This is a genomic window from Nocardia miyunensis NBRC 108239 (assembly GCF_001613065.1).
Classification (GTDB): Bacteria; Actinomycetota; Actinomycetes; order Mycobacteriales; family Mycobacteriaceae; genus Nocardia; species Nocardia miyunensis.
In genome coordinates, this window is sequence record NZ_BDBQ01000034.1 from 85,011 (window position 1) to 106,774 (window position 21,764).

General features: G+C 68.0%; 21 protein-coding genes. 15 read left to right on the top strand and 6 right to left on the bottom strand.

All coding sequences use genetic code 11. The annotated features are described in order from the left end of the window. The first annotated feature begins 47 nt into the window (after positions 1-47). On the top strand, positions 48-185 hold the full coding sequence (locus NM2_RS48990; RefSeq protein ID WP_157121076.1) for a hypothetical protein: 138 nt from the start codon (positions 48-50) through the stop codon (positions 183-185). A gap of 53 nt (positions 186-238) precedes the next feature. Here NM2_RS48990 and NM2_RS13955 read toward each other — a convergent pair whose 3' ends face one another. Together NM2_RS13955 and NM2_RS13960 are read right to left on the bottom strand one after the other, a co-directional pair. After that, complete coding sequence (locus NM2_RS13955) at positions 239-745, bottom strand: hypothetical protein (protein WP_067668488.1); 507 nt, start codon at positions 743-745, stop codon at positions 239-241. A 35-nt stretch (positions 746-780) separates the two neighbouring features. After that, a complete protein-coding gene (locus tag NM2_RS13960) occupies positions 781-1,389 on the bottom strand; it encodes a TetR/AcrR family transcriptional regulator (RefSeq protein ID WP_067668490.1) in 609 nt (202 codons plus the stop codon). Positions 1,390-1,730: 341 nt separating this feature from the next. Here NM2_RS13960 and NM2_RS13965 point away from each other — a divergent pair, with 341 nt between their 5' ends. The 5 genes from NM2_RS13965 to NM2_RS13985 all read left to right on the top strand — a co-directional run bounded on the left by NM2_RS13965 (position 1,731) and on the right by NM2_RS13985 (position 8,757). Further along, positions 1,731-2,906 carry an amidohydrolase family protein gene (locus NM2_RS13965; RefSeq protein WP_067668492.1) on the top strand — a complete coding sequence of 392 codons (1,176 nt, stop codon included), beginning with the start codon at positions 1,731-1,733 and terminating at the stop codon, positions 2,904-2,906. Further along, positions 2,903-4,135 carry a M24 family metallopeptidase gene (locus NM2_RS13970; protein ID WP_067668494.1) on the top strand — a complete coding sequence of 411 codons (1,233 nt, stop codon included), beginning with the start codon at positions 2,903-2,905 and terminating at the stop codon, positions 4,133-4,135. The genes NM2_RS13965 and NM2_RS13970 overlap by 4 nt, the downstream gene beginning before the upstream one ends. Beyond that, positions 4,125-5,246, top strand: a complete 1,122-nt coding sequence (locus NM2_RS13975; protein WP_067668496.1) for a M24 family metallopeptidase — start codon at positions 4,125-4,127, stop codon at positions 5,244-5,246. The genes NM2_RS13970 and NM2_RS13975 overlap by 11 nt, the downstream gene beginning before the upstream one ends. A gap of 87 nt (positions 5,247-5,333) precedes the next feature. After that, entirely contained in the window at positions 5,334-6,293 is a 960-nt protein-coding gene (locus NM2_RS13980; RefSeq protein ID WP_067668498.1) for an enoyl-CoA hydratase/isomerase family protein, read from the top strand. A 4-nt stretch (positions 6,294-6,297) separates the two neighbouring features. After that, positions 6,298-8,757 carry a CaiB/BaiF CoA-transferase family protein gene (locus NM2_RS13985; RefSeq protein ID WP_067668500.1) on the top strand — a complete coding sequence of 820 codons (2,460 nt, stop codon included), beginning with the start codon at positions 6,298-6,300 and terminating at the stop codon, positions 8,755-8,757. An 18-nt stretch (positions 8,758-8,775) separates the two neighbouring features. Here the strand turns inward: NM2_RS13985 and NM2_RS13990 are convergent, their stop codons facing one another. Both NM2_RS13990 and NM2_RS13995 read right to left on the bottom strand, forming a co-directional pair. Continuing rightward, positions 8,776-8,991: a hypothetical protein gene (locus NM2_RS13990; RefSeq protein WP_067668502.1), complete on the bottom strand. Its 216-nt coding sequence runs from the start codon at positions 8,989-8,991 to the stop codon at positions 8,776-8,778. 8 nt (positions 8,992-8,999) lie between these two features. Continuing rightward, positions 9,000-10,223, bottom strand: coding sequence for a Rieske 2Fe-2S domain-containing protein (locus tag NM2_RS13995; RefSeq protein ID WP_067668504.1), 1,224 nt, complete (start codon positions 10,221-10,223; stop codon positions 9,000-9,002). 502 nt (positions 10,224-10,725) lie between these two features. Between NM2_RS13995 and NM2_RS47475 the strand changes: the two genes are divergently transcribed. Further along, complete coding sequence (locus tag NM2_RS47475) at positions 10,726-11,898, top strand: TetR/AcrR family transcriptional regulator (protein ID WP_084530944.1); 1,173 nt, start codon at positions 10,726-10,728, stop codon at positions 11,896-11,898. Positions 11,899-11,971: 73 nt separating this feature from the next. Here the strand turns inward: NM2_RS47475 and NM2_RS14005 are convergent, their stop codons facing one another. Both NM2_RS14005 and NM2_RS14010 read right to left on the bottom strand, forming a co-directional pair. After that, a complete protein-coding gene (locus NM2_RS14005) occupies positions 11,972-12,517 on the bottom strand; it encodes a MarR family winged helix-turn-helix transcriptional regulator (RefSeq protein ID WP_067668705.1) in 546 nt (181 codons plus the stop codon). A 53-nt stretch (positions 12,518-12,570) separates the two neighbouring features. Further along, on the bottom strand, positions 12,571-12,951 hold the full coding sequence (locus tag NM2_RS14010) for a RidA family protein (RefSeq protein WP_067668506.1): 381 nt from the start codon (positions 12,949-12,951) through the stop codon (positions 12,571-12,573). 236 nt (positions 12,952-13,187) lie between these two features. On the opposite strand from NM2_RS14010, the gene NM2_RS14015 reads away from it, so the two are divergent. The 8 genes from NM2_RS14015 to NM2_RS14050 all read left to right on the top strand — a co-directional run bounded on the left by NM2_RS14015 (position 13,188) and on the right by NM2_RS14050 (position 21,667). Continuing rightward, positions 13,188-14,549, top strand: a complete 1,362-nt coding sequence (locus NM2_RS14015) for an MFS transporter (protein ID WP_067668508.1) — start codon at positions 13,188-13,190, stop codon at positions 14,547-14,549. Next, positions 14,546-16,054, top strand: a complete 1,509-nt coding sequence (locus NM2_RS14020) for an aldehyde dehydrogenase (protein ID WP_067668510.1) — start codon at positions 14,546-14,548, stop codon at positions 16,052-16,054. The genes NM2_RS14015 and NM2_RS14020 overlap by 4 nt, the downstream gene beginning before the upstream one ends. A gap of 105 nt (positions 16,055-16,159) precedes the next feature. Next, positions 16,160-17,155, top strand: coding sequence for a VOC family protein (locus tag NM2_RS14025; RefSeq protein WP_084530945.1), 996 nt, complete (start codon positions 16,160-16,162; stop codon positions 17,153-17,155). A 3-nt stretch (positions 17,156-17,158) separates the two neighbouring features. Further along, positions 17,159-17,944, top strand: a complete 786-nt coding sequence (locus tag NM2_RS14030) for an alpha/beta fold hydrolase (protein ID WP_067668512.1) — start codon at positions 17,159-17,161, stop codon at positions 17,942-17,944. Positions 17,945-17,963: 19 nt separating this feature from the next. Further along, positions 17,964-18,464, top strand: a complete 501-nt coding sequence (locus NM2_RS14035; RefSeq protein ID WP_067668514.1) for a cupin domain-containing protein — start codon at positions 17,964-17,966, stop codon at positions 18,462-18,464. After that, positions 18,464-19,213: an SDR family oxidoreductase gene (locus NM2_RS14040; protein WP_067668516.1), complete on the top strand. Its 750-nt coding sequence runs from the start codon at positions 18,464-18,466 to the stop codon at positions 19,211-19,213. Before NM2_RS14035 ends, NM2_RS14040 begins: the two co-directional genes overlap by 1 nt. A 24-nt stretch (positions 19,214-19,237) precedes the next feature. Next, positions 19,238-20,020 carry an SDR family oxidoreductase gene (locus NM2_RS14045; RefSeq protein ID WP_067668518.1) on the top strand — a complete coding sequence of 261 codons (783 nt, stop codon included), beginning with the start codon at positions 19,238-19,240 and terminating at the stop codon, positions 20,018-20,020. A 15-nt stretch (positions 20,021-20,035) separates the two neighbouring features. Continuing rightward, a complete protein-coding gene (locus NM2_RS14050; protein ID WP_067668520.1) occupies positions 20,036-21,667 on the top strand; it encodes a thiamine pyrophosphate-binding protein in 1,632 nt (543 codons plus the stop codon). The last annotated feature ends 97 nt before the right edge of the window (positions 21,668-21,764 follow it).

Genomic DNA, 21,764 nt, shown 5'->3' on the forward strand with positions numbered 1-21,764 from the left:
CACGACGCCGTATCAGACATATCCGCATCGAGGCCGGAGCGGTCTCCGTGGACTACCAGGCATGCGCCGAACAGATCGCGGACATCGTCGCCGAGCTACGCACGAACGCCGGTATCACCGTCGTCGTGGACGACAACGTCCGGCCGGATCTACCCTCACTACCCTGCGCCGCCCTCTGGGACTGACCCCTCCGGCGGCGCAGCGTGTCGCGTCCGGTCGAGGGGGACGCGACACGACCTCAGCCGACCGGACTGAGATCCGCGCCGACCGGCGGGACGGCCGAAAGCCCACTGCGGAAGACCTCGGTGGACCCGACCGAGGTCACCGGCCGCGCGGCCGCGGTCAGCGCCTGAGCCTTGAACGCCTTCGCGGCGACACTCAAGCGGTGCAGTACCGGATCGACCCGGTGCTCGGGCGAGGTGGGCCAGCCCTCACCCCAGACCACGACCTCGATTCCGCCGTCGCCCAGAGCCTTGAGCAGGCCGCGCCGCGCACGCGGATCCCCTTGGCACACATCACAAGCCACCGCCAGCGCATGCGGCCGACGGCCCTGCCCGCGCGAGGCGAGCACCTCCTCGAGCGCGATCGCGTCCGCGCCGAGGATTCGCAGCGGCCGCGGATCCGACGGATCGGCCACCAGCACGGTGACCTCCCAGCCCGCGATCGAACGGTCGAACAGCCAGCCCCCGGCATGTTCGACGGCATCGGCGACACTGGTCGCGACGACGTCGAGCCGGTACCGCATCGTCCCCCGCTGGTCGTCGGATCGCTCGGCGTCGGTCAGCTCACCGGATCGTCCGGAGCCAGATCGCGAGCCAGAGACCTCGTGTACTCGGCGAACACCTCGGGCAGCGGGATCGAGTGATCGAGCAACCATGACATCTCCATTCCATTGATGAAAGCGACGATTTCCATAGCTCGGATGTCGGGATCGATGTCGGCCCGATACCGTCCGATCTCCTGATTGCGCCGGATGATGTCGGCAACGATGCCGACCGCCACTTTCCATCGGTCGAGCATGCGGTCGTGCAGTGGAGCCTCGGGTACCAGGTTCTCCACGAGCAGCACCACGAAGGTGCCCACGAGGTCGGGTGAGCGTTCCATGCGGTCCGCCACCTTGCCGATCTCGACGATCAGATCCCCGCTCAGGTCGGTATCCGCGGCGTCGTCGGCGTCGCGGGCGTCCAGCACCGCGTGCAGCAACTGGTCCTTGGACTGGAAGTGATGCAGCAGTCCGGCCGGACTCACTCCGGCCTCACCGGCGATCTGCGCCAAAGTCGTACTGCGCCAGCCATTCTGGGTGAGCAGCCGCTGGGCGACCTGCAGGATCAGCTGACGGCGGTCTTCGCCCTTGGCACGCAACGAGGCATACGGACGAGGGTCGGTCACGAGAAGCTCTCTTCGATAGAACCTAGTGAACACACAGTAGGTTGGTTGGGCGCGCTGTGACAAGGGTCTCCAACCGACAATCGGCAACAGAGATTGACGATAACCACATTCTCGCAGGTTGAACTGGCCATATGGGGTCAATTTCGGTCAAGGTTGATGTATCGGACTCTCCATATGTGATAACTTCATTCCCATCGGGATTCACGGTCTCCGGGCGCAGCGCCGGGGAGCCACGCGGGCGCACGGCCACTCCGAGCCCACCGGACTCCGCCCGGATCAGCCCGCCGCCCCATCGACCAGGCGCCGGTCCCGCGAAACGAAAACTTCCTTGGAGGGTCAAGATGTCGGTTCCCACCAGCAGCGCTTCGTTGTACCCGCCCGGCGGATTCGGGCCGCCGAAGGATCGTCGCGGCCACGCGGAGGGCTCGGTGGGCCTGCCCGCCGGCACCGAGGTCTTCTCGGCCGACAACCACATCTCCCTGGCCGACGACATCTTCTTCGAGCGGTTCCCGGAGAGCATGAAGGATCGCGCCCCGCGCATCTGGTACGAGGACGGGGCGTATCAGATCGGGCGTAAGGGAAAGTCCTTCCTGCCAGGCGATTTCAGCAGCGTGCTGATGCAGTACGACCCGCTGGACGGCTCGGGCAGCGCCAACTTCGAAGCGCGGGCGGCCGATCTGCGCGCGGACGGCATCGCCAAGGAACTCGCGTTCCCGAATGCCTTGCTGGCCTTGCTGTTCTACCCGGACAAAGAAGTCCGGGAGCTGGCGTTCCGGGTCTACAACGAGTACATCGCCGAATTCCAGGAACGCTCCGGCGGCAGCTTCTACGGTGTCGGGCTGATCAACTGGTGGGACCCGGCCGGCGCCCGGCGCACGCTGGAGGAGCTGAAGTCGCTGGGGCTCAAGACATTCCTGCTGCCACTCTCGGCGGGCAAGGACGACGACGGCAAGGTCATCGATTACGGCAGCACCGCGATGATCCCGGTGTGGGACGCGATCGAGGAGTCCGGCGTGCCGGTCTCGCACCACATCGGCGAGTCGCCGCTGTCGGCGCCGTGTGAGGTCAACAGCGTCGTGGTCGGCATGATGCACAACGTCGCGCCGTTCCGGGAACTGTTCTCCAAGTACGTCTTCAGCGGCATCATCGACCGGCATCCGGGCCTGCGCATCGGCTGGTTCGAGGGCGGGATCAGCTGGGTGCCCTCGGCGATCCAGGACGCCGAGCACATGCACGCCTCGTACCAGCACATGTACAACCGGCCGATCGAGCACGACGTGCGGTACTACTGGGACAACCACATGCGCGCGTCGTTCATGGTGGACCCGCTGGGCCTGTCGCTGGTCGACCACATCGGCCGGGACCGGGTCATGTGGTCCTCGGACTACCCGCACAACGAGAGCACCTGGGGCTATTCGGAGAAGTCCCTGACCAGCGTCATCGATGCGGTCGGGCCCGAGGATGCCGCCAAGATCGTCAGCGGCAACATCACCGAATTCCTGGGTCTGCAGCCATGACGTCGTCCACTACCGGCACACCGGCACTCGTGATCCCCGACGTACCCGACCGCGCGCGCATGCGCCGCGAGACCGGCGTGCGGCTGCGCTCGTCCATGGCCACCCAGGGGGTCGACGCGCTGGTCCTGCTGAACAACAGCAATGTCGTCTACGCCACCGGGGCCAACTGGCCGCTCGGCGACGCGGGTCTGTCGCATGTCGAACGGCCGGTCGCGGTCGTGGTCGCGGGCGATCCGTTCCCGCATCTGTTCCTGCCGTTCCGGGAGGGCGCCTCGGCCGAGACCGATCTGCCCGCCGACCATCTGCACGGGCCGGTCTACCTCGAATTCGACGAGGGCGTAACGGAATTCGCGAAGATCCTCGCGGATCTGATCCCGTCCGGATCGGCCGTGGCGATCGACGAGTACACCGGTGCGATGCTGCGGGCGCGCTCGGATCTGTTCCCCGGCGCGGCCCCCTCGGACGCCTCCGCGGTCGTCGGCCCGGCCAAACTGATCAAGACCCCCGACGAGATCGCCTGCATCCGCACCGCCGCGCGCATCACCGATCAGGCCATGGTCGACGTCCAGGCGACGCTGGCTCCCGGACGCCGCCAGATCGATCTGTCCGCGCGCTTCCTGCGCCGGGCCTTCGAACTCGGCGCGACCGCCACCATGCTCGAGGCGATCTGGCAGGTCATGCCGGACACCAAGGCCGAGGGCGTGTGGACCACGCACGGCGATCTGGCGCTGCCGCTGCTCAGCACCGAACGCGAACTGGCCGCCGGAGATGTGCTGTGGACCGACGTGAGCATCACCTACGGCGGATACTGCTCCGATTTCGGCCGCACCTGGACCGTCGGCGTGGAACCGAATGCACGGCAGCACAAGCAATTCGAACGCTGGCACGAGATCTTGACCGCGGTCCTGGACGTCACCCGGGCCGGGGCGACGGCCGCGGATCTGGCCCGCGCGGCCACCGCCGCCAACGACGGGGCCGAACCCTGGCTGCCGCACTTCTACCTCGGTCACGGCATCGGGGTCAGCGCGGCCGAAACACCCATGATCGGAACGGATCTCGGCGCGGAGTTCGACGAGAACTTCGTCTTCGAACCGAACATGGTGCTGGTCCTGGAGCCGGTCGTCTGGGAGGACGGCACCGGCGGCTACCGAAGCGAGGAGATCATCGTGATCACCGAAGAGGGCTCGATCGCCCTGACCGACTACCCGTACGCGCCCTATGGCCACTGAGGTACTGCCGGACGATCGTGCCCTGCGGCATGGGCGGCGCGATCGCGCACTGGCACAGATGAAAGCCCATGATCTCGATGTCCTGGTGCTGGGCCGGCAGGCCAACGCCCGGTACATCGCGGGCGCACCACAGCTGTGGGTCGCCGGCACCCGCCCGTTCGGGCCGGTCGCCACGGTGATCCGCGAGACCGGCGCGGTCCATCTGCTCAGCAGCTGGGACGAGGGGATTCCCGACGACATTCCGCACGATCACCTCTACGGGATGATGTGGAATCCGATGAACACCATCGCGGCGATCCGGGACATTCCCGGCGCCGCGACCGCGCTGCGCGTCGGAACCGACGCGCTCTCACCGAATTTCGCGAAACTGCTGCCGCTGGCGTTCCCGAATGCCGAACTGGTGGACGGCGAACAGGCGATGCGCACAGCCCGTCGGATCAAGACCGTCGAGGAGATCGCGGTCCTGCGCGGCGCGCTGCGGGTCGCCGAGACGGGCCTGGCCGCGGCGGTAGCCGAACTCGCTCCCGGGAGTACCGAACAGGCCCTCACCGCCGTGCTGCTCGAGGCGATCACCGCCGGTGGTGTCACCGCCCCGGCCTCGCAGGACTCGGTGTGGGTGACCTCGAAGGAACATCCGTGGCGACGCGCGGGCGCGGACCGGCAGGCGCACGAGGGTGATCTGGTCGCCGTCTCCTGCGGTGTGCTCGGCGACGGATACATCGGCGAGGTCGGCCGGACCTATCCGGTCGGCGCGGCCGGTGCGGATACTCGCAAGCTGTACGGTCGCTGGGATGCGTTGCAGGCCGAGCTGCTCGGGGCATGCCGACCGGGCGCGACGGCCGCGGGACTGCTGGCCGCGTATGAACTCGCGGGTGAGCCATTGCCCGCGATGCCGGTCGCGCGGGGACTCGGAATGGGTTTCGATCCGCCGGTGATCTCGCCGCAGCTGCGGGCGACGGCCGAGGCCGAACGGCTCGAGCCGGGCATGGTGCTGTCGGTGACCGGCTACGTCTGGGAATCCGGTCTGGGCGCGGTGTTCGGCCGCGACGCGGTGCTGATCACCGACGACGGCTGCGAGGTGCTCACCTGCGCACCCCACTGGGAACACTGAGCCGCCCGCGGCCCGGCGCATCGGCTCACGCTGCGCCGGGCCGCGGGTTCTCCTGTCCCCCAATCACTTTCGGCAAAGGAGTCGAGCATGTCCGGTCCCGAGCAACCCTCGGCCGAGGAGATCATCCGGTACGAGAAGGATACGAGGACCAGGATCGCCACGATCACCTTCGACCGGCCCGATCAGCTCAACGCGCCCACCGCCGCGGCTCGGCTGCGCTATGCGGATCTGCTGCACCGGGCCAGTGTGGACGACGAGGTCAAGGTGCTCGTCGTCCGGGGCGCGGGTGATGATTTCGGCACCGGGGCGGATCTGCCCGAGTTCATGGAGACGCAGAACGCGCCGACCCAGGGGCCACGGCTGGCCGAGTTCCGGATCGGCGAGGACGAGGTGCGCTATCCGCCGAAGGACTCCTTCCGGCACGGCGCGAGCGTCAGCCAGTGGTACGCCAACGCCTCGGCCGGATGCCGCAGCCTGCAGGAATTCAAGAAGATCAGCATCGTGGAGACCAAGGGGTACTGCTACGGCTGGCACTTCTACCAGGCCGCGGACGCCGATCTGGTAATCTCCTCCGACGACGCGCTGTTCGGACATCCCTCGTTCCGCTACTACGGCTGGGGCCCGCGGATGTGGACCTGGGCGCAGACCATGGGGATGCGGCGTTTCCAGGAGATGGTGTTCACCGGCCGCGCCTTCACCGCGCAGGAGATGTTCGACTGCAACTTCCTGAACAAGGTGGTCCCCCGCGCCGAGCTCGAGGCCGAGACCGAGAAGTACGCGCTGGCCTGCTCGCGCAATCGCCCCACCGACACCGTCTTCATGCAGAAGGTGTTCTTCGAGATCATGAAGCAGCAGCAGGGCGAATACATGGGCAGTCTGCTGAGCGGGTTCTTCGAGTCGATGGGTGGGCACATCCGCGCCGACGACGACGAACTCATGCTGGGCGACGCGTTCGAGGGCGGGCTGAACAACTCGGTCAAGAGCAACGACGCCCAGTTCCCGCCGGATTTCCGGCTCAGCAAGTCCGGGCGCGGAGCACAGGCGTAGCGAGATGGCTTCCAACACAACCGAATTCACCGCAGAACAGCCGCTGTCCGACTGTGTCGTGGTCGATCTGTCCAGCGGCATCGCGGGCGCGTACTGCACGAAGCTGCTCTGCGACGGCGGCGCGAGGGTGATCAAAATCGAAGCGCCGCAGGGTGATCCGCTGCGGCGCTGGTCGGCTTCGGGCGCACCGCTGGACGACGGGGCCGACGGCGCCCTGTTCAGCTTCCTGGCCGGGGCCAAGGAGAGCGTGGTCGCCGACCCGGACAGCGCGGGCGACCTGGATCTCGTTGCCGCCCTGCTGGATTCGGCCGACATCGCGGTGTGGTCTCCGGGCTCGACGCTGACCGGACACCCCCGGCTCAACCCGGCCGCGATCCGCGACGCGCATCCCCACCTGGTGGTCACCACCATCACGCCGTTCGGCCTGGCGGGACCGTGGCACGACCACCCCGCCACCGAATTCACCCTCCAGGCATGGTCCGGGGCCATCGTCGGGCTCGGGCGCGGCGCGCCCGAGCAGGCGCCGGTGCACATCGGCGGCCGGGCGGGAGAATGGTTCGCCGGAGCCTATGCCTCCGCCGCCACACTGACCTCGCGAATGCGCACCATCGAATCCGGCACGGGTGAACTGGTCGATCTGGCCGTGCTCGAAACCCTGATTCTCGGCACGACCTACTATCCGGTGTCGTTCATCGACGCGCTGGACCGGCCGTACCGCACCGAGCGGCGGCTCACCGTGCCGGGCGTCGCCACCGCGGCCGACGGCCTGGTCGCACTGGGGTGCGGCACCGCCCAGCAGTGGTTCGATCTGTGTGCGATGGTGGGACATCCGGAGTGGATCGACGAGGGCATCGCGCCATCGATCACACAGCGCGCCATCGACAAAGCGCCGGAGATCTACGCCTGGCTCGCCGAACAACCGGGCGAGGTGATCCGCGACCTGGCGACCGCCTTCCGCATTCCCAACTGCCCGGTCGTCAACGGCGCCAACGCTCCGGACATGGACCACTATCGCGCCCGCGACACTTTCACGGTCAACCCCCGCGACGGGTTCGTCCAGCCCGGTCCGCCCTATCGCACCCAGCCGCCCATGCTCCGCGAGCCCGGACCAGCTCCCCGGCTCGGCGAACACACCGAGCGATACCGCACCGCCCGCCCGGCGCGCCGCGAGCCGCGCGCGACGTCGGCGCAGCCGAACCCGTTGCCGCTGAATAACATTCGCGTGCTGGACATGACCGCGTTCTGGGCCGGTCCGAGCAGTACGCACTTCCTCGCGATGCTGGGCGCCGAGGTCATCCACGTCGAATCCGCCACTCGGCCGGACGGCACCCGCCTGATCGCGGGGGTGCCGAACTCCGAGGAGCAGTGGTGGGAGAAGTCGCCGATCTTCTCCGGGCTCAACACCGGCAAGAAGAGCATCACCGTCGACTTTCGCTCCGATCGCGGACGGGATCTGCTGAAACGGCTGGCGGCCATCTGCGATGTCGTCATCGAGAACTACACCCCGCGGGTGATGGAGCAGGTCGGGTTGGATTACCCCGCACTGCGGGCGCTGCGCGAGGACATCATCATGGTCCGGATGCCGGGATTCGGCCTGGACGGCCCGTGGCGCGACGTTCCCGCGTTCGCCTACATCATCGAGGATGCCTCGGGCCTGACCTGGCTCACCGGGCACACGGATCGAAATCCCTTGGAACCCTATGCGATCGGCGATCCGAACGCGGGCGTGCACGCGCTCAACGGACTGCTGCTGGCATTGGAGTACCGGCGCAAGACCGGCCGCGGCGTGCTGGTGGAGGCCGCGATGGTCGATGCCGCCCTCAACGTCGCCGCCGAGCAGGTCATCGAGTACTCCGCGTACGGCGTACTGCTCGAACGCGACGGCAATCGCGGTCCCGAGGCCGCGCCGCAGAATCTGTACCGCGCGGCGGGCACCGACGAATTCGGCCGACGGGACTGCTGGGTCGCGATCGCCGTCGCCACCGACGAGCAGTGGCGCGGACTGTGCAAGGCGCTCGATGATCCGTCCTGGGCGCTGTCGCCCGAGTTGTCCACGGCGGCCGGGCGACGCCGCGAGCACGACGCGATCGACGAGCGTCTCGCCGCGTGGTGTGCGCGCCGCGACAGTGACGAGATCGTCCGAATCCTCTGGGACGCAGGTGTTCCCGTCGCGAAGGTGATGCAGCCGCACCGGCAGTACGAACTGCCGCAGCTCGAGGCGCGACAGTTCTTCGAACCGGTGGCCCACCCGGTCGCCAAGACGGCGCGGCACAGCACCGTGCCGGTCCGCTTCTCGGCCGGACCGGACCGATTCCACCGGGCCCCCGCACCGCTGCTCGGCGAGCACACCGGTGCGGTGCTCGCGGCGCTGGGCCTGACCGAGGCAGAGATCAGCGAACTCGAAGCCGACGGCGTCATCGGCGGTTTCCCCGAGGTCGTCCGCGCACCCGCGAAGTCCGACTGAGACGGTCTCCGCGTCCGCTCAGCGCACGCGGAACCGGACTCCGTATGGCAGCGGGACGTTTTCCACCCAGTTCCCATCGGCATCGAACCCCGAAACGGAGAACGAACCCTCCGGATCCCGGCGGAACTGCCGAATTGCGATCCAGCCGATCTCGGAGAAATGAATCGAGTCGTATTCCGCGATCGAGACGCCTGCGGCGTAACTGCCTGACGCGCTGATACTTTCGGAATCCATCGCCGATCTCACGCCCCGAGTCCGGCGGCCGCGAGCGCGTCTTCCACATCGTCGCCGTCGCTTTCGAACGCGCAGCCGCGCACCGACTTCAGATCGTGGTCTCCCGGCCGATTGAAGATGACCGGCACGTCCGCGACGGCCCGGTTCGCCGCGTCGCGCAGAATCTTGCGCAGTCGCACGACGCCGACATCGCTGGAACCGAGGTGCTCGTTCTCCCGGTCCATGATCGCGCCTTGGCTCTCCTGAACGGCGAGGTCTTCGAAGAAGAGATTGCCGAGGCCGGAGAAGTGGTCGCGGCCGAGGGCGTCACGATCCTGCCCCCAACGCTCCTTGTCGTCGCGCATCTCGGCGGTGAAGTCGTCGGGGTGCCGGGTCAGGGGTGCGACGTGCCGCCCCAGCGGTTTGGCGGCGTCGAGCGGATCGTTCTTGTCGTACCAGATGACCCATTGCATACAGTGCGTGTCGTCGATCGGCACGATGCAGAATGCCGCACGCTCGTCGTTCTGCGGCACGAAGCACCAGAACGGCGCGATGTACTCCGTGACACGGTAGTAGTGCCCGCCGTGCGGCCGCGGGCGATCCGCGTAGATCCGCATGCCGTACGGGCGGTCCCGGACGATGATCGACGGCGCGGCTTCGTAGGCCACCTGGTGCTGTCCCGGGAACTGGGTCTTGTGCAACTGGCCGAGGTGCGCCGTGTCGACCAGACCTTCCAGGCACTGGACCCAGCCGCACCGGGTAATCCCGACCACGGCCCGACAGTGCTCGTCGTCCAGGCCCATGAAATCCATATCGGGAAACGGCGGCTCATCGCCGTCGCCCAGATAGACCCAGATCATCCCGGCCGCCTCGCGTACCGGATGCGAATTCACCGGCAGGATCTGCCGAAACCGGTCCCGCCGCTGTTCCGGCTCGGTGGGAACTGCGACGCACTGACCGCCGCTGCCGAACTCCCAGCCGTGGTAGATGCAGGTCAGGCTGGTGCCGGAGTTGAATCCCAGGGCCAGCGAGGCGCGGCGGTGCGGGCACTGCTCGTCGAGGCAGCCGAGCGAGCCGTCGTCGAGCCGGTAGAGAACCATCGGCACGCCCAGTGCTTTCGCGCGCACCGGATCCGCGCCCGGCCGGACCGCGGCGCTGCGGGCCACCGGCATCCAGAATTCCCGCAGGTAGGTACCCATCGGCGTGCCGGCCCCGACCTGGGAGATCTGCGCGTTGTCAACGGTTTTGAGCACTGTGGCTCCTCGTCGGTAGTAGGGAGGGGCTGCCACTCATCGCATCGTGTCTTCCGGGGTGGCGTTCGAGTGATCCTGGTGCGGCCGATCGGCAAGCCGGGCTGATGAGCGTCGCCGTCGAGATACTCACACCAGGGTAAATACCTTACTATTAAGATTATTATTACCGAAGGCTTTCCTCTTTGGCAAGAGATAGTACCGGCCAATTCGACATCCGGCGCACCGGCGGCGCATGAGCGATCCCGCCCCTCCGGCAGCAACTGGCGACTCGTTCCGGTATGGCCATAACAATAGGCGCGCGACCTCGAACTTCTCGTAATATGCATGAAACATGTTGGCGTGGGTGACGATCCGACGCCTGCCCGAGATGGTCGACCACGCCCGGACAAATCGCCACATCACAACCGTCCGCCAGGGCAGACGCGCGACCTCGGTGCCTAAATATTTTGAACAACCGTTCATGTTTGCTGATCAGTTTTGAACGCTCGTTAAGGTGGTGGCCATGACCTCCCAGGGCGAGCAGCGGTCAACAGCGCAGCGGCGCACATACGATCCGGAGCGCAACCGTCAGGCCGTACTGGCCGCGGCGCGACGCCTGTTCGCCGCGCAGGGCTACGACGCCGTGAGCATCCGGGCCATCGCCACGGAGGCGGGAGTGACCGCAGGACTGGTGATGTCGTATTTCGGCAGTAAGGATGCGCTCTTCCGCGAGGTGGTCGGCGGCGGCGCGGGCATCGGCGCCGACGTCGTCGCACAGGCCCACGGCGGACCGGAGCGACTCGCGCAGGCCCTGGCCCACGCCTACCTGGAGCGCTGGGACCAGCTGCCTGCCGACGATCCCTGGCCCGCCCTGATCCGCTCCGCACTCACCCATCCGCCGAGCGCGGCCATGCTCCGCGAGGTACTGGAGAAGCAGGTGAGCGGCCCGCTGACGCGCCTGCTCGACGGTTCCGCCACAGCCGACGCGAGCGCCGGACTGGTGCGCAGCATCCTGTTCGGCGTGATCATGGAGCGCTACCTGTTCGCGCACGAACCCGCTCGCTCCGTCCCGGCCGAGGAGCTCGAACCGGCTCTGGCGGCCGTGCTGGCGGTCGCGCTGCAAGATATGCCGACCCCCGCGGACGTCGCCGAAGAAGCGGAGGACACGGGTGCCGACACCGTTGTGCGCATCCTGGCCGAGTGGCAGGCGGAGTTGCCCGGCACCGACGTCTCGGCGCTGGCGGTCTTCGGCCGGCTACACCGATGCTTCCTGCGTTACCAGACCCAGATCAGCCGGATCGTGGAGCGGCACGGCATCAGTTTCGCAGCGCTGGACGTACTCACGGCCCTGCGCCGAGCCGGAGCCCCCTACCGCCGCACCGCTGGAGACCTGGCCACTTCCAGCCTGGTCAGCACCGGGGGCATCACACTGCGAGCCGACAAGCTGGAGGAGGCCGGGCTGATCCTGCGCGAACGCGACGAGAACGACCGGCGCATCGTCTACCTGCGGCTGACCGATGCCGGACTGGCGCTGACCGACCGGCTCATCGAGGACCACTTCGCCAACGAACTCGACATGCTCGCCGGACTCGTACCGGCCGAACGCCGAAGACTGGCGGCGCTGTTGGAGCGCCTGGAACGTTCGTTGGAGGTTTCCGGGCAGCGAGAACGCAAAGAGCAAGATCGCGTCCTCTGATGTCCCGCCCCCTGAGGAGTGGGATCGATACCAGCGGGCGCATGCCGCTATCGGCGGGGTACCACTCGGCGCGTCAGGCCGAATCCGCGTGGGGCTGTTCGGATTCGGCGGATTCCGCGGCAACGATGGACCGCTCGAGTTTGCGCAGCAGATGAGCGAGCCCGGCCTGTTCGGTGGGCGTGAGCCCCGCGAGCATGCGGGATTCGTTGGCGAAGTGATCGGTGGCCGTCGCCTCGAGCACGCGCAAGCCCGCTTCGGTCAGGCGGGAGTAGACGATCCGCCGATCATCGGGATCACGTTCGCGTTCCACCAGGCCCGCCTTTTCGAGACGATCCACGCGCAGGGTCATACCGCCCGTGGTGACCAGGGCCATCTCGGCCAGCTGACCCGCCGTCATCCGGTAGGGCGGGCCCGAACGGCGAAGGGCGGCAAGGACATCGAAGGCGGCCATATTGATGCCGTGCCGGTCGAACAGCGCGGTCAGCGAGGACTGGTAGTAGATGTAACTGCGGTGCAGACGGCCGAACACCTCCAGCGGCGAGACATCCAAGTCGGGTCGCTGCTGGTGCCATTGCGCGACGATGTCATCGACCGCATCCCGGTCGGGGTTCGACCGCACCACGCTTCCTCCCGTTGGGCTAGAACGAATTTCGGATGACGGTATCCGCCAGGCTACTCGGCGACCGCACCGGGCTCGGCCGACAGACACGCGATGGCGTCGATCTCGACCGTCGCGCCGTACGGGAGCGCGCTGACCTCCACGAAGGTGCGGGCCGGGCGGGCGATGGTGAACAGGCGCTCGAACTGACGGTTGGCCTCCTCGCGCAACGACAGGTCGGTGACGAAGTAGGTCAGCTTCACGATGTCGTCCAGGCGGCCGCCGGCGGTGGCGAGCCGCTCCCGCATCCGGTCCACCGCCGCGTCCAGAGCCTCGGCGCGACCGGGCACGGGCACGTAGTCGCCGTCCACGGACAGCGCACCGGAAACGAATACGAACTCCCCCGCGCGCACGGCCGGGCGGTAGGGGTGCTGAGCGGAAACCGCAGTTGACATCGGGTGATCTCCTCGGTGACAGAACCGGCTGACAGAAACCTTTAGCGCTAAGTTAATTTGCGATGCGGCGCAGGTCAACCCCACCCCGGGCGTGTTGCGGCGCGGTAAACCCCGGCTAACAGCAGGTTTCGCCAAAGTCAAGGGGTTGACCCTGGATGTGACTAACGGCTATATCTTTGTGCCAAATGATTTAGCGCTCAGTGATTGATACCGCTGAGGATCGGAGAGATACCTCCATGACATCAACCGCAACCGCAGCAGACGCCGCCGGCATCGCCGCCCGGCTGGAGCGGCTACCGATCAGTCGATGGCATATCAAGGCCCGCGTGGCCGTCGGCGCGGTCACCTTCTTCGACGGCTTCGATCAGCTCATGATCGCCTACGCGATGCCGAAGATAGCCAAGCAATGGCACCTGACCACCACGGCGAGCGGATGGGTCATCGCCGCGGGCGGGGTCGGCATGCTCATCGGATCCCTGCTGGGCGGGCGGCTCGCCGACCGGGTCGGGCGCATGCCCGTCGTCATCGGCGCGATGCTGCTCTACTCCCTGATGAGCCTGGGTATGGCGCTGAGCAGTACGCTCGCGCTGTTCGTCGTCTTCCGATTCGTGCAGGGCCTGGGTCTGGGCGCCGAAGTCCCCGTCGCCACCTGCTACATCGGCGAGATCTCCAAGGCCCGGCACCGCGGCCGGTTCGTGCTGCTCTACGAGACGATCTTCCCGATCGGCCTGCTGCTGTCCTCGATAGCGTCCTCGTGGGTGGTGCCGCACGCCGGCTACCGCTGGCTGTTCGTCACCGGTCTGATCCCGATCGTGCTGCTGCCCATTCTGCTGAAGCTTCCCGAATCGCCGCGCTGGCTGACCGCGCGCGGCCGGATCGCCGACGCCGACGCCGCCATGACCCGCATCGAGCGGGAGATCACGGCCTCCGGAAAGACTCTGCCCGCGCCCGTGCCGATGCCGCCCGGCGCCGACCCGCAGAGCGCGAGCCTGCTCGACCTGTTCCGCGGTCCGTATCTGCGGCGCACCATGGTCGTCGGGTTCACCTGGCTGACAACATTTTTCGTCAACTATGGCCTGACCTCGTGGCTGCCGACCCTGTACACCAAGCGATTCCACGTCTCGCTGTCCACCGCCCTGCACTACAGCGTTGTCACCACCCTCGTCGGGGTGCTCGGTTGCGTGCTGGTCGCGCTGCTCATCGACGGACTCGGCCGTCGGCTGTCGATCGCCTTCGCGCTGGGCCTGGCTTCCGCGCTGCTGTTCCTCACCGCCGCCACCGCCACCGGCAGCGCCTTCAAGGTCATGCTGTGGTGTTCTGGCTCATCGCTTTTCGTGTTCTCAGTGACCCTGGCGCTGTACCTGTACACCACCGAGGTCTTCCCCACCTCGATGCGCGCCCTGGGCGTCTCGTTCGGCGGCGCCTGCGGCCGGCTCGGCATGGTGCTGGGCCCACTGCTCGTCGGCTGGCTGCTCGACCACGGTGCGCTGCGCACGCTGTTCACCACCTTCGGCGCGATCGCCCTGGCCGGTGGATTGATCTTCGGCCTGTTCGCCATGGAAACGAAGGAGAAGACATTGGAGGAGATCACCGCATGACCGCAGCGAAGCCGGTGCCCGACACGACATTCGAGCCCGTGCCCGACGAGTTCCTGCTCGCGGGCAACTGGAAGCACGGCGCGGGCCCGGCGACCAGCGTGATCGATCCGGCCACCGGATCCGAATTGCAGCGGGTCGGGCACGCCACCGTCGAGGACGTCGACGCGGCGATCAGCGCCGGTGCGGCGGCGGCCGCCGATCCGGCGTGGCGCGGCCTGCTACCGCATCAACGGGCCGCCTACCTGCACCGGATCGGGGCCGCCATTGAGGGGGCGGCCCCGCGTCTGGCACTGCTGCAGAGCTACAACACCGGCAAGACCGTCGCCGAGACCAGCGCCCTGGTTGCCAGCGCCGCCAACACTTTTCGCTATTTCGCCGCCGTGCTGGAGACCTCCGACGAGGACCTGACCACCTCGCGCGGCCCGTATCTGACCATGAGCGTGCACGAGCCGATCGGCGTGATCGGCGCGATCACGCCGTGGAACTCCCCCATCGCCAGCGACGCACAGAAGATCGCGCCCGCTCTCGCCGCCGGTAACGCCGTGGTGCTGAAACCGGCCGAGTGGACGCCGCTGGTGTCGCTGGCTCTGGCCCGGATCATCGACGAGAGCGGGCTGCCCAGCGGACTTCTGTCGGTGTTGCCCGGCCGCGGCTCGGTGGTGGGCGACGCGATCGTCAAACATCCCGGGGTCGGGAAGGTGAGTTTCACCGGCGGCACCACCACCGGTCGCGCGCTCGCGCACGCGGCGGCCGAGAAACTGATGCCGATATCGCTCGAGCTGGGCGGCAAGTCGCCGACCATCGTGCTCGCCGACGCGGATGTCGAGCAGGCCGTGAACGGGGTGCTGTACGGCATCTTCTCCTCGTCGGGACAGAGCTGCGTCGCCGGATCGCGCCTGTTCGTGGACGCCGCCATCTACGAGGAGTTCCTGGACCGGTTGGTCGCCAAGGCGCGAGCACTGCGGGTCGGGCCCGGCCGCGAGCCCGGCGTGCAGGTGGGACCGCTGGTGCATCATCGGCATCGGGACGCGGTGGCCGAGTATGTTGAGCTGGCGCGCGCCGAAGGTGGTCGAATCCGTTGCGGTGGAGCGGTTCCCGATGATCCGCTACTGGCCGACGGCGCGTACTACCTCCCCACCGTCATCGACGGCCTGGCCAACGAGGCGCGAGTGTGCCAGGAGGAGATCTTCGGCCCGGTGCTGGTGACGTTGCCGTTCCACGGCGAGGCGGACCTGATCGCGCAGGCCGACGACACCGTCTACGGTCTGGCCGCGGGCATCTGGACGCGGGACTACCGGCGGGCCTGGCGGCTGGCGCGCACGCTGCAGGCCGGCACGGTGTGGATCAACACCTACAAACAGTTCAGCATCTCCACGCCGTTCGGCGGGGTGAAGGAGAGCGGATTGTCGGTGGAGAAGGGCCGCACGGGCATTCGCGCCTATTCCCGGCAGAAGAGTATCTACCTGGGCATGGACGATGCGCCGATCGCCTGGGCGGACAGCTGATCCGCCGCGAGCCGCATCCGACGGAACCAATTCGCGCCGGGGGCTTGCCGCTCATATAACTTAGCGCTAAGTTATTGATTGCTTAAACATTCTGGAGGCATTCCTATGAACGAGCCGATCGCCCGGCTGCGGGCCCTACGCTCGGTGGAACTGCGGACCGTCGCCTGCCCCGAATCCGTGGACTTCTACACCGAGATCTGGGGCCTGCGAACTGTCGAGCAGGACAACGACGTCGCCTGGCTGCGCGGCAGCGGTGCGCAGCATCACGTCCTACAGCTCACCGCGGCCGAGCGAAACGGGTTGGGCCGCATAAGTTTCGCCGTATCCGATCCCGCCGAGGTCGACGCCGCGGCGCGCCGCCTCGAACAGCTCGGCATTCCCGTACTCGAGGGCCCCGGCCCTGTCGCGGACGCGGGCGGCGGCTACGGCCTCCGGTTCGCCGATATCGAGGGCCGGGTCGTCGAACTGCTCGCCGGCACCTACGCCGTCGCCGAACTCGGCCGCCACGACGCCGTCCCGGTCGGCGTCACCCACGTGGTGCTCAATACCGTCGACATCGACGCCGCCGTCGCCTTCTACACCTCGGTGCTGGGCATGCGGGTCTCGGACTGGTCCGAACACCAGATGGCGTTCCTGCGTTGCAATTCCGACCACCACAGCATCGCCTTCAACCAGGCGGGCTGGACCTCGGTCAACCATGTCGCCTACGAGATGCCCAGCGTCGATCACTTCATGCGCGGTATCGGGCGACTGCGGCACAGCGGCGTCACGCCGCTGTGGGGTCCGGGTCGGCACGGCCCCGGCGACAACACCTTCTCCTACTTCGCCGATCCGGCCGGGCTGGTCTGCGAATACACCAGCGGCATCGCGCAGGTCGACGAGGATCGGTGGCTGTGCCGGGTGTGGCGGCGCATCCCGGAACTCTCCGACACCTGGGGAACGGCGGGGCCGCCGTCGCAGCAGACCCGCACCCATATGGCGGGGATCGCGGATCCCGGTGCGTTCGAACGTTTCCCGGAACTGCGCGAGCAGATCCCCGGTGCGGTCGGGTCCACGGAAATAGGCACCGCAGTCCGCGTCGCCGCCGCCGGGAAGTACTGACCCATGGCCGATCTGCATGTCACCGAACTCGGGCCGCTCGACGCCCCGCCCATCGTGCTGCTGCACGGAATCGGCGGCAGCGCCGACACTTTCGCCGCGCAGTTCGCCGACTGGGCCGACCGCTTGCGCGTGCTGGCCTGGGACGCGCCCGGCTATGCGCGCAGCGCGCCTCCCGAAACACCATGCTCCCTCGATGATTACGCCGATCGCGTAGCCGACCTCATCACCGAGCACTGCGGTACCGCCCATGTGCTCGGCATGTCCTGGGGCGGGGTCATCGCGACTCGCCTGGCGCTGCGGCACCCCGCACTGCTGCGCAGTCTGATCCTGGGCAGCTCCACCGTCGGCTCGGGCGCCGACCCCTCGGCCGCAACGGCTATGCGCGCCCGAGCCGACGAACTGGACACCGTCGGCGCGGCGCGGTTCGCCGCCGCGCGTGCGCCGAAACTGCTGTCACCGCAGGCGGATCCGCAGGATGTGGCCGCTGTCGCTGACGCCATGGCCGCCGCCATCCGGCCGGACGGCTACCGCGCCGCAGCCGAATCCATGGCCGCCACCGATCACACCGCCGACCTGTCAGGCATCGATGTTCCCACCCTCGTACTGTCCGGCGACCAGGACGGCGTGACCGGTATCGCGGCCGGTCAGGTACTGGCGGGCGGCATCCCGAACGCCGTGTTCGTCACCCTGCGAGGGGCCGGGCATCTCGCCAATCAGGAGCGGCCCGAGGCCTTCGGCGCCTGGGTCGAATCCTTCGTCCATATCACCGAGCGGCTGCGAAACCGCTAGAACCACAAGGAGATTCATCATGGATTACACGACATCGGATCTGGCCGAGTTCACCGATTCGCTGGTGCTGACCCGGGCCAGCCGGCACGAGGACTGGGACGCCCTGGGCTTCCAGGCGAAGGCCGGTGACCAGTTCCGCCGCGCGCAGATCCGCTACGTCGGCTCCGGCGCGACCGGTAACCACGACGACGACCGCCGCATCATCGCGTCCGAGGGCTTCACCTTCTCCAATATGATGCTGCCCCCGGGCGCCGAAGGTCCCGAGCACACCCATCACGATGCCGAGGAGGCATTCTTCGTGCTCGAGGGTGAGATCGAGGTCGGCGTACATCGCGACGGCCGGGTCGAGAAGCGCACCCTCGGCTACCGCGACATGATCGTCGTGCCCGCCGGTGTGCCGCGCAGCCTGAAGAACAACGGCGACACCACCGCCCTGTTCTGCGTCGTCATCGGCACCCGCAAGCCCCAGGTCCCCACCTACCCGGAGACGTCGGCGATGCACGGAATCACCCGCGACTGATGTTGGCCGACAAGACGATTCTGATCACCGGGGCCGGTCGCGGTCTGGGCCGGGCGATCGCCACCCGGCTCGCCGCCGATCACGCCACCCTGTGGCTGGCGGATGTGCGCGCGGACTGGGGCGAGGATGCCGCCGCCGAACTGCGCGCCGCGGGCGCGGACGCGCGGTTCGTCCCGGTCGATCTGCGCGATGAGGAATCGGTGGACGCGATGTTCGCGACCATTGCCGCCGACGGCCCGCTCTACGGGGTGGTCAATAATGCCGCTCTCGCGGATGGCGTGGGCGGCAAGGCAATTCACGAACTCGGGACCGACGACTGGGACCGGGTGGTCGGGGTCAACCTGCGCGGCACGTTCCTGGTGACCCGCGGCGCGGCGCGAGCGCTCGTCGCGGCCGGTGCGGGCGGGCGGATCGTCTCGATCGGCTCGGACGCGGCCCGATACGGATCGCCGCGCCTGACCCACTACATCGCCGCCAAGGGTGGAGTGGCCGCGCTGACCCGCACCGCTGCCCGCGACCTCGGGCCGCACGGCATCACCGTCAACACGGTGTCGCCGGGCCTGACCGAGAGCGAGTCCGCGGCGTTCGTGCCCGCGGACCGGCACGAACTGTACCGGCTGAACCGAGCATTGGACCGGCCACAGCAACCCGCCGACCTGGTCGGCGCGGTCGCCTTCCTGCTCGGCCCGGAGGCCGGTTACATCACCGGCCAGGAACTGGTCGTCGACGGCGGATTCGTCCTGCACTGACGGCACGGAAGGAACACGGACACAATGGATCTGAACATCGGTGGCCGCACCTATCTGGTGACCGGCGGTAGTTCCGGGGTGGGCGCGGCCACGGTCGCACTGCTGCTCGAGGAGGGCGCGAACGTCATCACCTGCGCCCGCGACGTCGAGCGGCTGCGTGCGGTTGTCAGCCCGCTGCCCGGAGCCGAGCGCGTACACGCCGCCGCTTGTGACGTGCGGGATGCCGCCGCGGTCGACGCCCTGGTACAGGCCGGGGCCGAGCGTTTCGGCGGGCTGGACGGTGTGGTCAACAATGCCGGGAAGTCGCGGATGGTCCCGAGGGACCGAGCGGGACTCGAGGATTGGCGCGACGAACTCGACCTGAAGTTCGCCAGCGTGCTCAACACCGTCGACGCCGCGCTGCCGTTGCTGCGCCGATCCACCGCGCCCGCCATCGTCAACATCAACGCCGTCCTGGCCCGGCAACCCGAGCCTCGGCTCGTCACCACCGGCGCCGCCCGTGCCGGACTGCTGAACCTCACCAAATCGATGTCGATCGAATTCGCACCCGAAGGCATCCGCGTGAACACGGTCGCGCTCGGCTTGGTGGACACCGGTCAATGGCGGCGGCGCTATGAAGAGTCCGGCGGCACTGCGACTTTCGCCGAATGGGAGGCGGAGATCGCCGCCGACCGCGGCATCGGCCTGGGTCGCTTCGGCCACGCAGACGAGGTCGCGGCCATGATCGTCACCCTGTTGTCCCCGCGCTCGTCCTATGTGACCGGCGCTGTTCTCGACGTCTGTGGCGGCGTCGCCCGGTACGTGTGAGAGGAGCTGGAAACAGTGCGCCGAAATGGTGGAGACCTGCTGGTGCAGGTGCTGCGAGAGGCCGGTGTGGACACCGTCTTCGGCATCGTGTCCGTACACAATCAGCCGTTGGTGGAGGCGGTCGCGCGGGAACTGCGGTTCGTGCCCGTGCGACATGAGGCCACCGCGGTCAATGCCGCCGACGGATATGCCCGCGCGACAGGCGGATTGGGCTGCGCGATCACCAGTACCGGCACCGGCGCGGGCAATGCGGCGGGGGCGCTCGTCGAATCCCTTTCCGCGGGAACGTCGGTGCTGCATGTGACCGGTCAGGTGGAGAGCCGCTATCTGGGCTCGGGCCGGGGATTCATCCACGAGACCAAGGACCAGCTCGGCATGTTGCAGGCCGTATCATCCTATGCCGCAACAATTCTCGACTCTCAGGGGGCCGGGAAGACGCTACGGGACGGGGTCGTTCGGGCGCTGGCACGGCCGGGCGGGCCGGTCAGCATCGAATGGCCGATCGACCTGCAGTACGCCGAGCAGCAGATCACCGCCGACGAACTGGTGGTGCCGCGGGCCCCCGGCCCGGGCGCCGGACAACTCGAGGCCGCGCTCGCGGCGCTGGCGGCCGCGCGTCGGCCGGTGATCTGGGCCGGTGGCGGTGTCGCCCGCGCGGGCGCGGAACTGCTTGCGCTGGTCGAGCATTGGGGCGTGCCGCTGCTGACCAGCAACTCGGGCCGCGGCGCGGTTCCCGAGGACCACCCGCTGTGCGTCGGCAACTACGGCACCTCGCCCGCGGGCCGGGAGTTGCTCGGCGAAGCCGACCTGTTGCTGTCGCTCGGAACGCATTTCCGCTCCAACGAGACCGGCGACTACACCATGCCCGTGCCCACGGCACACGTGCAGGTGGACCTCGACCCGGCGGCCAACGGCCGCGTCTACCCGGCGACCGCGCCGGTGACCGGCGACATCGGCGAATTCCTACGCGCTGTCACCGAATCCGGCCGGATCACACCCGTCGAGGCCGAGTGGACCGAACGCGCACGCACGACCCGCGAACGAGTACGGGCAGCGCAGCGGCACGGGCTCGGTGATCACGCCGTCCTGTCCGACGCCGTGCGCGCCGCGCTGCCGCGGGACTCGGTGATCGCACGGGACGTCACCATCGCGTCCAGTTCGTGGGGCAACCGGTTGCTACCCGTCTACGATCCGCGCGCCAATGTGTTCCCGCGCGGCGGCGGAATCGGGCAGGGCCTGGGCATGGCGCTCGGCGCGGCCCTGGCCGACGAGACCCGCCCGACGCTCGCGTTGTGCGGCGACGGCGGACTGGCGGTGCACTTCGGAGAGATCCTGACCATGGCGCAGGAGAAGCCGTGGCTGGTGCTGCTGGTGTGCAATGACGGCGGCTACGGTGTGCTGCGAAACATGCAGCAGGCCAGCGGGACTCATACTTATGCGGTGGATCTGGTGAATCCGGACTTCGCACTGCTCGCGGAGTCGATCGGGGTTCGGTACCGCCGCGTCGAGAGCGCGGACAGGGCGGCCGCGGTACTGGCGGAGGCCGCGAGCCTGCGAGCGCCCGTGATCGTCGAGGTCGACCTGGTGGCGTACGGACCGATGCGAACGGCCTTCACGCCGCCCGTGACGGTGCCCGCGACCCCCTGACCGGGACGCGCTCTACCTGCGACGCAACGTCCGAAGTCGCATTGCGAGTATTTAATTTAGCGCTAAGATAGTTAGCGCACAAGCTTTTCGACACCTG